Raw genomic sequence first — 11,102 nt, forward strand, 5'->3', positions numbered from 1 at the left:
TGTATTATACGCATGACTCTTTTTTAAATGGATCGAATAACGGTATTCCCTTACTTCTCCTTAATGCCGCTCCCCACTCTAATCCAATTTCTAAAAATAAATCTCGCATCGTACTATACAACAGTGCTCCAACATCTTTACGAATTTCTCCGTACTTATACGCCCTCACAACACTTTTAGCCCGCCAAATTAAATTTCCATACGCTTCTTCATCAGCTAAAATCTGGCCTAATAAAACACCTTGCTCTAGTAATCCGCTTTTTTTGTAAGCAAGCTCCACTTTACTCCAAAGTGTATTAAGCTTCTTCGGATTACTCGTCATCGGCACCAGTGCGTATATAAAAGGCTTTGGTATATCGTGACGACAATACGTTTCATCAAGCTCGTACGTTACTTTTCTTTTCTCTTTTATTTGTGGAATGTTTTTAGAAAGAATTGTTTCTCCCGCGCGTTTTTGCTCATTTCCACTACAGCCATCTGCACAATCACCACTTTCACATGCGGACATTTTCATACGGTCATCCATGCGGTCAATCGCAGATGTAAGAAAAACATATAAGTTTGCACTGTACCCACCGCGCTTATATCTCTCCTTTGTCGCAACACGCTTTATAATTCCTAGTTCCTCTAGCTTTGCAATTGAGCGGCGTACTGTACGCATACTCTTTCCGACATTTGTAGCGATCGTCTCCATTAACGGACAAGCAACCCCCACTGTTTTTTGTTTCTCATTCACCGCATACTTTCCTAAAAAATGAATAATGATAGAATCAGTTTTATTCAATTGAAATCGATAGCATTTAAAAACTTGTTTTTGATATGTATTAAACTCTTCTTTACTTCGAAATTCACTGTATGGTTTCATTAAATTATATAAGCTTCCCATTTCTATCACCTCATTTTATAAGTAAGAGGCAGTAAGCGAAATTGGCGTGATAGTTAATATTTTTTATTGGAGATGACAATATGATCGTAATTAGCGCTTGTTTAGGTGGTATCGCTTGCCGTTATGACGGTAACGATAATCTCGTTTCAAAAATAGAAGAGTTATTACAAAGGGAAGACACCATCCTCGTTTGTCCTGAAGTATTAGGAGGATTACCAACGCCTCGCCCTTCAGCTGAAATTATTGGAGGAAATGGCGATGACGTTTTAGACGGAAAAGCGCAAGTGATGACAAAAGATGGTGAAGATGTCACGGAGGCTTTCGTGTTTGGTGCTTATAAAGCATTAGAACAAATAAAAGGTTTAAACCCAGAATATATTATTTTAAAAGAACGCAGTCCATCTTGTGGTAGTTCTACTATTTACACAGGAGAATTTAATGGCAATAAACAAATCGGTTACGGGGTAACAACAGCTTTATTTAAAAGACATGGATTTAAAGTCATTTCAGAAGAGGATTTTGAGAACGAAAAAAGGAATTGACCCTGTTCGTCAATTCCTTTTCTAACTGTCTTATTTCACACCTAGTTTTTCTTTCACTTTCGCAGGAAGCTCGTCTTTCTTCACTTCTTCCCAAGCTGTTACACCTTTTTTATCTGAGTGGAATACACGTAGGAATGCTTCTTTACGAAGATTTTTCACAGCGGTAAATTCCATTTCTTTTTCTTTACCATCCTTATCAAATCCAGGTAACTTATACTCGAATGATTTGTGCGGCTGATCATTATCAACTTTTTCATTCTTTTCGATTCCATCAGTAGTAATTTGAACGTAGTACTCATCTTTACCCATACGGTTTAAATCACAGCCAACTAATAGACTTGCAAATACAACTAAAATACTAAAAAGTGCAATATATCTTTTCATTTCCTTCACCTCATGTGTTTTTCTTATATTGTTATCTTAAAGCCTAAGCTTTAAAGAAGAAATTCAAAAACATGACATGAACATTACACTTTTGTAAGATAACAATTATTTCTTCACTTTAGAAATCGTCATCCCGTCACCAATTGGAATGAGTACAGATTCTAAATTCGGATGAGTTGCTACTATTTCATTAAACTTCTTCATAACTTCTGTATAACGTTTTGATTTCACACTTTCATCTGCTACACTACCACCAGCTAGAACATTATCTGTAACAATTACAGCTCCTGGCTTAGCAAGTTTAATACAGTATGTTAAATAGTTTTCATAATTCTCTTTATCAGCGTCGATAAAGAAGAAATCAAATCGCTTATTATCACTAGCTAATATTTCAAGACTTTGTAAAGCAGCACCAGTCATATACGACACTTGTTTTCCAAATCCCGCTTTATGTAGATTGCTATGTGCTACCTCTGCATATTTCTCTTCTAGTTCAAGAGAAGTTAACGTACCCTCTTCCCCAAAACCTTTCGCAAGACAAATTCCGCTATAACCACCTAATGCACCTATTTCTAAAATATCTTTCGCTCCAGAAATAGAAACTATCATCGTTAAAAGTTTGCCCGAAGAAGGCGATACCGATATCGGAGGCATTTCGTTTTCTTTTATGGAAGCAATCACTTCATCCAAAAGAGCATCTTGACCACAAAATACTGAATCGATATAACGATTAATTTGTTTCATCAGATGCAGTCCCTTGCTCTAGATTTGCCTTCTCATCTAACATAGGCGCTTCTTCTGTTTCACTCTCATGTATTTCAAATAGTTGTGTAAATTCATTAATGACCATATCAATTGCCTTCAGTTCCCCCACTAAAATTTGCTGAATGGACTGGAATTCCGGCTCACTTAACTGCTGCTTAATCGTAGCACGCTTCAAATTCATCATTTCTAAAAAGGCAATCGCTCTCCCGCGGCGAAACGTTTTCGGCCCGCGATGATGTGATCCATCTCTTCCTTTATGACGTTCACCACGGTGGTGTCCTTCTTTCATGAACTTATCTTTTCCCATTTCAAATCCCCCTTTGTATACAAATGTATACATGTTTTATACCCTTAATCGTATACATTTGTATACAACATGTCAAAATAAAAGAAAAACCCTTTATGAAAAAGGGAGCATTTAACTCCTTTCTCATAAGGGTTTTATCATGTAAATCTTTATTAGAGCTAATAACGTCTTCCACGCCAATTTTTCCACTTGTCACGAATCTTATCACGGAATTTCCTTATACCGCTTATTACACCCTCTATTACGCACTCTATTATGATATCTATTACAATGTAACTTACAAATCTAATTATAGGTTTAATCACATATCTCCCTACGAACTCAAAAATATCGTCAATCTTGCGTCCCCTCCCGTAATTAATTTACTGTCGTTGTAACCCATCTTCTACTACCTGCGTAACAGTCCCATTCGGTTCGAAGATTACGCGTAATGTTCCTTCGCCGCCATACCCGGTATAGCCGTATACTGAATACGATTTATATTTCTCAATCATACGTGGCTGTCCAATCGCTGCTTTTACCTGATTTGCGGTCATACCTTTTTTGATTTTCAAATAGTGATTATAGTCTACTTCCGCCGAATCGTTATTTACATCTTTATACCACGGTACGCGGTCGTTTTTTTCTTCATATTCCTTTACAGGCTCTTCACTGCGTTTCGTAGATACCTGATTCTCTTTATCCGCATCCCTTATAGCAGTACGTTCAATATTTACAACGTAGCCATACGTATTTAATTCAACCATAATTTCATATGTACCATCCGTATCCTTTTCAGTATAAAATACGCGTTTTTCCTTGTTATTATAATGTTTTAGGTTCTCACCACCGTAGTCAATCTCGTTAAGAATATCCGTATATGTCATGCCTTCCTCAATTTTTTTAGCTTCATCACTAGAAATATAACGCTTCTGTGACGATTTAGCATCCTCATATTTAATGCTGTCACGTTTGCTCGTAGTCATAGGCGTTTCCTTCTGTTCTTTTAGTACTTCCGCTTCCGATTTCACTTGTTGCTTTGCTCCCGCTTTTGTTAACACGTCTGTATCGTTAGAACAAGCTCCAAATATTGATGCTGTAGCCAACGTCATCCCTAATAACAGTACTTTCTTAAATGACTTCATTGTAATTCCCCCGGTATTTTTTAATGTCTAGTAATCTGCGTATTTTAATTAATATGGAATTAGTCAGTTCTATGTAATTTAATATAGACTTCCTCTTCATGCATCCTCTTTAGCCTTCTTCTTGCATATATTCACTATCTTTGTCCTGCTCTTTTTCTTTTTAAAGGCAAAAGAAAAGACCTTCTAACGATTTGATCTCATCGCTAAGAAGGTCTTTATATGCAACCTACCCATTCAATTTCCATTTAGCATAACGGAATGAAAAAACTTAGCACTCTTCCGGCTTACCAGCATTCGACGATGTACGGAAAGATGATCCGCATCCACATGATGCAATTGCGTTTGGATTATCAATTGTGAATCCGCCGCCAAGCATAGATTGCTTATAGTCAACTTTCACTCCTTTAACAATCGGAGCACTTTCTTTATCGATAACAAATTCAACACCGAAAAACTCAAGAACTGTGTCGTCTTCCTTTGGTTCTACTTCAAATCCTAAGCCGTAAGAAAGACCACTACATCCGCCGCCATGTACAGCAAGGCGCACGTACTTCTCTCCATCTTCAGCATCTTTTAACATATCTTTAATTTGAAAAGCTGCTTGTTCTGTTACTTCAATCATGAAATACACCATCCTTTCTGTTCTCATTCTATTATACATCTTTACGCTTCTATCTTGTACTCATACACTCCGCGGCAAATTATTTCCGCAGGTCCTTTCATTAATACATTTCCTTCTTCTGTCCATGCGATCATTAGGTCGCCGCCTGCTAAGTGAACTGTAATTTCTTTATCGTGTTCCATTTTTCCATTTAAAATTGCCGCAACGACAGCTGCGCATGCTCCTGTCCCGCAAGCTTGTGTTACACCAGATCCACGTTCCCAAACACGGAAATTCATCTCTTCATCATTCAAAATCTCGATGAATTCAACATTCACTCGCTCTGGGAACATTTCATGTGTCTCAAGAACCGGTCCTAACGTTGTAAGAGGCGCTTTTTCTACATCATCAACAAAAATAACCGCATGCGGATTCCCCATTGAAACAGCTGTAAATGCATAACGGTGATTATTGTATAAGAAGTTTTCACGAATAAATGGCGTTTCTCCTTCACCAAGCATCGGTATCTCTTCACGTGTTAAACGAGGTGCCCCCATGTCGATTTTCGCTAATGTAACTTTGTCATCTTCTACCGTTACTTCTGCCGTAACAATACCAGCTAACGTTTCAATTGTGAAAACTTTACCTTCTACTAGTTTATGCTCATACGCATATTTCGCTACGCAGCGTAAACCATTTCCACAGCTCTTTCCTTCTGAACCATCGTTATTAAACATGCGCATTTTTACTGGTGCCACGTCAGAAGGACAAATTAAAATCATTCCATCTGCACCAATACCAGTATTAATATTTGAAACCTTTTCGGCTACAAGAGCTAAATCTTCTTCTCTAATTTGTTCCTCAAACATATTTACATATATATAACTATTTCCAAGACCATGCATTTTTGTAAAAGAAAATTGGCTCATTTTTATTCACTCCAAAAATAATTTATTATTTCAAGTATAAAATGCATGCTTTTAGAACACAATATGAATGTCCCCCCTTTCTCATATTTGACAGTATTTTGGCAATAAGCCGTTCTTACACAAATCGCGTAAGAAAAAAGCCCTTCTAAAAGGGCCTTTTTTTTCGAAATAAACACTCCTAATAAAGTGAAACTTTAATCAGTGGGGGTTTTGTTCATCCCCCACTGATTATTAGCCTTCACCAATCGGGCTTCTACGGGCAGCACGACTCCCGCAAATAGCGGGATAAATGAAAAAAAAAAAAAAAAAAACGTTGCCTGTTTGCAACGCTTTAAAACATTGGATTTTCATCCATATAATCATATACATTATTTACAAGTTCTTCTACTGTTGCCCCTTGTACAACTTCACCATTTACAAGTGCAAATGGACCTTCAAAACAGATGCCACAATATCCTAAACAACCATATTCCATTACGTCTAAATTAGGATCTTTTTCTAATTTTTCTAAAGCTGCTTGCGAACCGCTTGCAAGGTTACCTACACAAAATTCGATTAATGGTTTAATCAAAACTCTCCCCCCCTGTATCTCTAAACAAATTACCATTTACTTTAGCAAGTATGAAGTGCATACCTAATTTGCGAAACGGATAAGTAATCCTCTCTACTTGTTACCATTCCACTTTATTTATAAGAAGAAAACTAAGCTGTTTCTTGTTGTTTTCGTTATATATTCTAAACTATTTAGTTACTTCACTATTTCACTTCAAAATAGATAGTCTTCTTTATATAACATACTACTCATAATGAAATAGTAAATAGTAACTAGAAAATGAAAACAGTTTACTTTACTTTTCTTCTTATTGTACAACAGAGTATTCATTCATGCATTGTTATTTGTTCACAAATTCGATATAATTTGATTGTGTAAAGTCAAAATATTTTATTAATATAAAATTGTATGATTAGGGGATATTTCAACAGAAAAGGGGTAATCCATCATGAAACACCTCGTACTACTAGGTGGTGGCTACGGTGGAATGAGAATTCTGCAGCGGCTACTTCCAAGCAACCAACTTCCAGATGATGTACAAGTGACATTAATCGACAAAGTACCATACCATTGCTTTAAAACTGAATATTATGCATTAGTTGCGGGTACAATTTCAGAAACGCATATTCGTATACCGTTTCCTGAGCACCCACGTCTCAATATTCAATACGGCACAGTAACAAATATTGACCTCGAAACGAAAGCCGTTCATCTCGATGGCGGTGAAACGATTCAATATGATGATTTAATTATCGGGCTTGGCTGTGAAGATAAATATCATAACGTTCCTGGGGCGAAGGAATATACACATAGCCTACAATCAATTGAACAGACACGTAAGACATATGAACAATTAAATAGCTTAGAACCAAATGCAACAGTGGCTGTCGTTGGGGCTGGTTTAAGCGGTGTTGAAGTGGCAAGTGAACTTCGTGAGAGCCGTTCAGATTTGAAAATCTATTTATTTGATCGAAAAGATAGAATTTTATTCCCGTATCCAGAGAAATTAAGTAGATACGTAGAAGAATGGTTTGTAAAACATAAAGTTACCATTATACGAAACTCTAACATTACAAAAGTGGAACCAAACATTGTATACAACCATGATGAACCACTTGAATGTGATGCAATCGTATGGACAGCTGGTATTCAAGCAAATGAAGTTGTTCGAAACCTTCCAGTTGAACAAGATGGTAGCGGACGGGTTGTTTTAACAAAATATCACAATATTCCAAATAACGAGCACGTTTATGTAGTAGGAGATTGTGCAGCACTTCCACACGCACCATCTGCTCAACTTGCTGAAGGTCAAGGAGAACAAATTGTCCAAATATTATTAAAACGTTGGAATAATGAACCACTTCCTGATGAACTGCCTGTTATTAAATTAAAAGGTGTTCTCGGTTCTCTCGGCAAAAAACACGGATTTGGTTTACTAGCAAACCAACCATTAATGGGGCGTGTACCGAGATTATTAAAATCCGGTCTTCTTTGGATGTACAAATATCATAATGGTTAATACTTTAAAGGCTGCCTACATAGTAGACAGCCTTTTTCTATTCATTTTTTAAAAAATAACTTTCTCAATATAGATTCACAAAATTTTTACATTTTAATATTAAAAACTATCGATGAAAAGTGTATGCTATTTGTAAGTTGTTTTATTATTTCCTTTAAGACCGAATTCATTCGGTCTTATTTTTTATGTTGTAAATACTTTTACAGGAGGCATTACATTTCACTTATGAACTTAATGAAACTAAACGATCGAATAGAAGCAAAGAAGAAAGAATTGATCTATCTCGTTGAAAAGTATGGATTCACTAATGATAAAGTGATTTCTTTCAGTCAAGAATTAGATCGTTTACTTAATTTGTTAATAGAGCTCAAAACTAAGAAAAAACGTTGCTCATTATAACCTTATTTTTCTATTTCCCTCTCTTTTTTGATACGATATAACTAGAATCAGAAAGGAGCAACTTATGTTTATATTAAAAGACATCAAATATAAAGATATTCTACACATTCCTTACTTACAAATTCAACAAGAAAAAATAACTTGTATTATCGGTGAAAGTGGTAGCGGAAAAAGCACATTACTTCGTATGTTAAACGATTTACAATCGCCAACATCTGGCACAATTGAATATGACGGAAAATCTATTTTAGATTATCCTCCCATTCAATTACGCCGTGAAGTTGTCATGCTCGGACAAACTCCGCCTATTTTTGATGGAACAATTAAAGATAATTTATTAATGGGACTTCGATTTTCTGAAAAGCCATTTCCAAATGACGATGCCCTGCGGGACTCATTAACGACTGTTAGTCTAGATAAAAAATTAGAAGATAGCGCCTCTTCTTTATCAGGTGGCGAAAAACAAAGACTTGCTTTCGCTCGTATTATACTAATGGATCCGCCCGTCTATTTATTAGATGAACCAACTTCGGCATTAGATAGCGATACAGAACGCCGCGTTATGAAACAATTTACTATACTGGCAAGAGAAAAGAAAAAAACAGTTATCTTCATCACGCATTCGCAACAACTTCCAGAAGAAATTGCAGACGATATTATTGAAATTAGTAAAACAAATGGTGCTACTAGAAAGGAAGTGCTCTCAGTTGAAGGGCGTTATTGAACTCCAAATTTGGCAACTTGCCGCTGCATATATTTTTATTCTTATTTTAATCGGGCTTGTAAAACTAAAAGGAATACCACGCGAGAAACAAATCGCGCTCGCAACATTCCGTATGACGATTCAGCTCGTACTCGTTGCTTACGTCCTAACATACGTATTTGAAAATAGTAACCCATTTTATACAATTGCTCTCATTACTTCTATTACTACCTTTGCAATTTTTAATATTTATAAACGGGTTAACCTCCCAATGTCTAAAGAGTTAAAACGAGTAGCTGCTCTTTCTATGGTTGCTGGCTCAATCGGACCATTGCTACTATTCATCTTCGTTATTATCGGTCATGATCCCTGGTATGCTCCGCAGTATATCGTTCCTATTGCCGGTATGCTAATCGGTAATGCCATGACAGGTATTTGCCTCGGGGCAAATACCTTTTTAAACAGTATGAAATCACAAAGAGATCATATCGAAGGTGCACTTATGCTCGGCGCAACACCGAAAGAAGCAGCTGCTCCGCTCATCCGAGACGCTTTTGACTCTGCCATTTTACCAACAATTAATTCTATGGTCGGAATGGGAATTATAAGCTTACCAGGCATGATGACAGGACAAATTTTATCCGGTGTATCACCATTTACAGCTATTCAATATCAAATTGCGATTATACTTGGTATTTCTGGAAGTACAGCTTTCTCTGTTATTATCTTCTTACAGCTTGGATATAAAACGTTCTTTAATAAGCGGTGCCAGTTGAAAGAGGTTGAAGCACAATCATAAAAAAGACGCTCTGCAAGTTACTTACAGAGCGTCTTTTTTCTTTGCTAATCTTACGCCTTCTTAACGAACTGTGATTTTAACTTCATAGCTCCGAAACCGTCGATTTTGCAATCGATATCGTGATCTCCCTCAACTAGACGGATACTCTTTACTTTCGTACCAATCTTCACAACTGAAGAAGTTCCTTTTACTTTTAAATCTTTAATTACAGTAACAGCATCGCCATCTTGAAGAACGTTTCCGTTCGCATCTTTTACAACTTTTGCACCATCATTATTTTCAGCTTCCGCTTCTTGACCCCACTCATGGGCACATTCTGGACATACGAAAAGAGCGCCATCCTCATACGTATATTCTGAATTACATTTTGGACAATTTGGTAAAGTAGCCATAAATCTATTTCCTCCGTTCATTATTTATACGTAAAAATCAAATCGAATTTTTACATGTCGATAAATAAAATTTGTATAGCATTTCTTTATACTGCCATAGTCTCACGTTATTGACAAGCCTACCTCAAATTCTCATTTTTTATTGTATTTTACAAAATTTCAATTAGTATTCCGATCCCCTCACATTCTGTTACAAATTCTTACAAACAAAAAGAAGAACCTTCATAAGGCCCTTCTTTTAAAATAATCTAATTACGCTCTAGAAAAACCACATATTTTCTTCAACGTAAGTTCGATACTCATCTAATTCTTCTTCACTTAATTTCTTATTATTTAAATATGCTTCTTGCCATTCAAAGTAATCATCATTTAAATATACAGCGAATTTAATTTTCACATTCTTTTTTTCTTCATAATCATAACCAGTAAATTCCACTATGTCATACTCTTTTTCTTTTTTAACGTACTTCCAATTTGGATTATCAGTTATAGTCTCTAAAACATCGCCTTCAAGACTTAAACGAACAACGTTTTTAATATTCGGTTCAGTTGGTAAATAAGATAAGCCAAAACCAATTGCACCAACTACCGCAATTACTATCGCTTGTAAACCAATCATAACTCCGATATGAGCGCCGCCCTTTGATTGTAAATAATACTCTTTCTTATAATCCGGCACATCTTCTACTTTACGTAAAATGCACGTAACATGCTTATAATACAAGCGATTTCCTTGCCATCCAGTAAACAGCATCGTTCCAGCATATATTATAAAATCTATCCACATTGGTATATCAATAAAAGTAGCTATAATTAAAGTAGGAACCGCTAATAGCGTAAGTATAATAAATAACTTATACATTTTACGATAAGCTAACCAGAAGTGCGGGAAGATACATGCTACCCAATTCCACGTATTTTCTTTCTCCGGATTCTTCACTTGCCCCCATTTAAAGTCGTAATAGGCCGTATTCTTTCTCACAACTTTATGTAATTCTTGCTGAGAGATTGTTTCTTGTAAAACAGGTTCCTTCACGTACATCATCCTTCTCTTATTTCTATATACTTTTATTGTATATGTACAAAACGAAGGAATCTAACAAAAAATAGTTATATTTTATAAAAATGAGCGAAAATCGAATACATTCCGACAATTACCCATTCTATATTCCATTTTACTATTAAATATATTAAAATAC

16 protein-coding genes are annotated in these 11,102 nt (G+C 35.9%); 5 read left to right on the forward strand and 11 right to left on the reverse strand.

Going from position 1 to position 11,102, the window contains the following annotated elements; genetic code table 11:
- Positions 1-4: 4 nt before the first annotated feature.
- A complete protein-coding gene (locus ACFWDE_RS20770; protein ID WP_377894398.1) occupies positions 5-886 on the reverse strand; it encodes a helix-turn-helix domain-containing protein in 882 nt (293 codons plus the stop codon).
- 80 nt (positions 887-966) lie between these two features.
- On the opposite strand from ACFWDE_RS20770, the gene ACFWDE_RS20775 reads away from it, so the two are divergent.
- Positions 967-1,428, forward strand: coding sequence for a 2-thiouracil desulfurase family protein (locus ACFWDE_RS20775; RefSeq protein ID WP_016096624.1), 462 nt, complete (start codon positions 967-969; stop codon positions 1,426-1,428).
- Positions 1,429-1,458: 30 nt separating this feature from the next.
- On the opposite strand, the gene ACFWDE_RS20780 is transcribed toward ACFWDE_RS20775, so the two are convergent.
- From ACFWDE_RS20780 to ACFWDE_RS20815, 8 genes are all read right to left on the reverse strand, one after another.
- On the reverse strand, positions 1,459-1,812 hold the full coding sequence (locus tag ACFWDE_RS20780; RefSeq protein ID WP_377894401.1) for a YxeA family protein: 354 nt from the start codon (positions 1,810-1,812) through the stop codon (positions 1,459-1,461).
- A gap of 105 nt (positions 1,813-1,917) precedes the next feature.
- The gene (locus ACFWDE_RS20785; RefSeq protein ID WP_000809684.1) at positions 1,918-2,556 is read right to left on the reverse strand and encodes an O-methyltransferase; all 639 of its coding nucleotides are present in this window, start codon (positions 2,554-2,556) and stop codon (positions 1,918-1,920) included.
- Positions 2,543-2,884 carry a hypothetical protein gene (locus tag ACFWDE_RS20790; RefSeq protein ID WP_377894403.1) on the reverse strand — a complete coding sequence of 114 codons (342 nt, stop codon included), beginning with the start codon at positions 2,882-2,884 and terminating at the stop codon, positions 2,543-2,545. Before ACFWDE_RS20790 ends, ACFWDE_RS20785 begins: the two co-directional genes overlap by 14 nt.
- A 158-nt stretch (positions 2,885-3,042) precedes the next feature.
- Positions 3,043-3,222 (reverse strand): hypothetical protein, encoded by a 180-nt coding sequence (locus tag ACFWDE_RS20795; RefSeq protein WP_377894420.1) that lies wholly within the window; start codon positions 3,220-3,222, stop codon positions 3,043-3,045.
- Positions 3,223-3,246: 24 nt separating this feature from the next.
- Positions 3,247-4,008, reverse strand: a complete 762-nt coding sequence (locus ACFWDE_RS20800) for a hypothetical protein (protein WP_377894405.1) — start codon at positions 4,006-4,008, stop codon at positions 3,247-3,249.
- A gap of 268 nt (positions 4,009-4,276) precedes the next feature.
- Positions 4,277-4,630 (reverse strand): HesB/IscA family protein, encoded by a 354-nt coding sequence (locus tag ACFWDE_RS20805; protein WP_016106515.1) that lies wholly within the window; start codon positions 4,628-4,630, stop codon positions 4,277-4,279.
- Between the two features lie 41 nt (positions 4,631-4,671).
- On the reverse strand, positions 4,672-5,538 hold the full coding sequence (gene dapF, locus ACFWDE_RS20810; protein WP_002145090.1) for a diaminopimelate epimerase: 867 nt from the start codon (positions 5,536-5,538) through the stop codon (positions 4,672-4,674).
- Positions 5,539-5,869: 331 nt separating this feature from the next.
- Positions 5,870-6,109 (reverse strand): YuzB family protein, encoded by a 240-nt coding sequence (locus ACFWDE_RS20815; RefSeq protein WP_002015892.1) that lies wholly within the window; start codon positions 6,107-6,109, stop codon positions 5,870-5,872.
- Between the two features lie 430 nt (positions 6,110-6,539).
- Between ACFWDE_RS20815 and ACFWDE_RS20820 the strand changes: the two genes are divergently transcribed.
- The 4 genes from ACFWDE_RS20820 to ACFWDE_RS20835 all read left to right on the forward strand — a co-directional run bounded on the left by ACFWDE_RS20820 (position 6,540) and on the right by ACFWDE_RS20835 (position 9,511).
- Positions 6,540-7,610 (forward strand): NAD(P)/FAD-dependent oxidoreductase, encoded by a 1,071-nt coding sequence (locus ACFWDE_RS20820; protein ID WP_002015890.1) that lies wholly within the window; start codon positions 6,540-6,542, stop codon positions 7,608-7,610.
- A gap of 225 nt (positions 7,611-7,835) precedes the next feature.
- Positions 7,836-8,009: a Spo0E family sporulation regulatory protein-aspartic acid phosphatase gene (locus ACFWDE_RS20825; RefSeq protein ID WP_377894408.1), complete on the forward strand. Its 174-nt coding sequence runs from the start codon at positions 7,836-7,838 to the stop codon at positions 8,007-8,009.
- 64 nt (positions 8,010-8,073) lie between these two features.
- A complete protein-coding gene (locus tag ACFWDE_RS20830; protein WP_377894410.1) occupies positions 8,074-8,733 on the forward strand; it encodes an ABC transporter ATP-binding protein in 660 nt (219 codons plus the stop codon).
- Entirely contained in the window at positions 8,717-9,511 is a 795-nt protein-coding gene (locus ACFWDE_RS20835) for an ABC transporter permease (protein ID WP_377894412.1), read from the forward strand. The genes ACFWDE_RS20830 and ACFWDE_RS20835 overlap by 17 nt, the downstream gene beginning before the upstream one ends.
- A 50-nt stretch (positions 9,512-9,561) precedes the next feature.
- Here ACFWDE_RS20835 and phnA read toward each other — a convergent pair whose 3' ends face one another.
- Together phnA and ACFWDE_RS20845 are read right to left on the reverse strand one after the other, a co-directional pair.
- Positions 9,562-9,903 (reverse strand): alkylphosphonate utilization operon protein PhnA, encoded by a 342-nt coding sequence (gene phnA / locus ACFWDE_RS20840; protein ID WP_002112620.1) that lies wholly within the window; start codon positions 9,901-9,903, stop codon positions 9,562-9,564.
- Between the two features lie 259 nt (positions 9,904-10,162).
- Positions 10,163-10,948, reverse strand: coding sequence for a DUF2628 domain-containing protein (locus tag ACFWDE_RS20845; protein WP_377894415.1), 786 nt, complete (start codon positions 10,946-10,948; stop codon positions 10,163-10,165).
- Between the last annotated feature and the right edge of the window lie 154 nt (positions 10,949-11,102).

Origin of the sequence: Bacillus sp. NPDC060175, from assembly GCF_042728695.1 — a bacterium.
Classification (GTDB): Bacteria; Bacillota; Bacilli; order Bacillales; family Bacillaceae_G; genus Bacillus_A.

Bases quoted from the DNA above. Each gene is read 5' to 3' on its own strand.
- ACFWDE_RS20800 (WP_377894405.1), bottom strand. From the start codon at position 4,008: ATGAAGTCATTTAAGAAAGTACTGTTATTAGGGATGACGTTGGCTACA.
- ACFWDE_RS20780 (WP_377894401.1), bottom strand. From the start codon at position 1,812: ATGAAAAGATATATTGCACTTTTTAGTATTTTAGTTGTATTTGCAAGT.
- ACFWDE_RS20845 (WP_377894415.1), bottom strand. From the start codon at position 10,948: ATGATGTACGTGAAGGAACCTGTTTTACAAGAAACAATCTCTCAGCAA.
- ACFWDE_RS20820 (WP_002015890.1), top strand. From the start codon at position 6,540: ATGAAACACCTCGTACTACTAGGTGGTGGCTACGGTGGAATGAGAATT.
- phnA (WP_002112620.1), bottom strand. From the start codon at position 9,903: ATGGCTACTTTACCAAATTGTCCAAAATGTAATTCAGAATATACGTAT.
- ACFWDE_RS20805 (WP_016106515.1), bottom strand. From the start codon at position 4,630: ATGATTGAAGTAACAGAACAAGCAGCTTTTCAAATTAAAGATATGTTA.
- ACFWDE_RS20775 (WP_016096624.1), top strand. From the start codon at position 967: ATGATCGTAATTAGCGCTTGTTTAGGTGGTATCGCTTGCCGTTATGAC.
- ACFWDE_RS20825 (WP_377894408.1), top strand. From the start codon at position 7,836: ATGAACTTAATGAAACTAAACGATCGAATAGAAGCAAAGAAGAAAGAA.
- dapF (WP_002145090.1), bottom strand. From the start codon at position 5,538: ATGAGCCAATTTTCTTTTACAAAAATGCATGGTCTTGGAAATAGTTAT.
- ACFWDE_RS20790 (WP_377894403.1), bottom strand. From the start codon at position 2,884: ATGGGAAAAGATAAGTTCATGAAAGAAGGACACCACCGTGGTGAACGT.
- ACFWDE_RS20830 (WP_377894410.1), top strand. From the start codon at position 8,074: ATGTTTATATTAAAAGACATCAAATATAAAGATATTCTACACATTCCT.
- ACFWDE_RS20785 (WP_000809684.1), bottom strand. From the start codon at position 2,556: ATGAAACAAATTAATCGTTATATCGATTCAGTATTTTGTGGTCAAGAT.
- ACFWDE_RS20770 (WP_377894398.1), bottom strand. From the start codon at position 886: ATGGGAAGCTTATATAATTTAATGAAACCATACAGTGAATTTCGAAGT.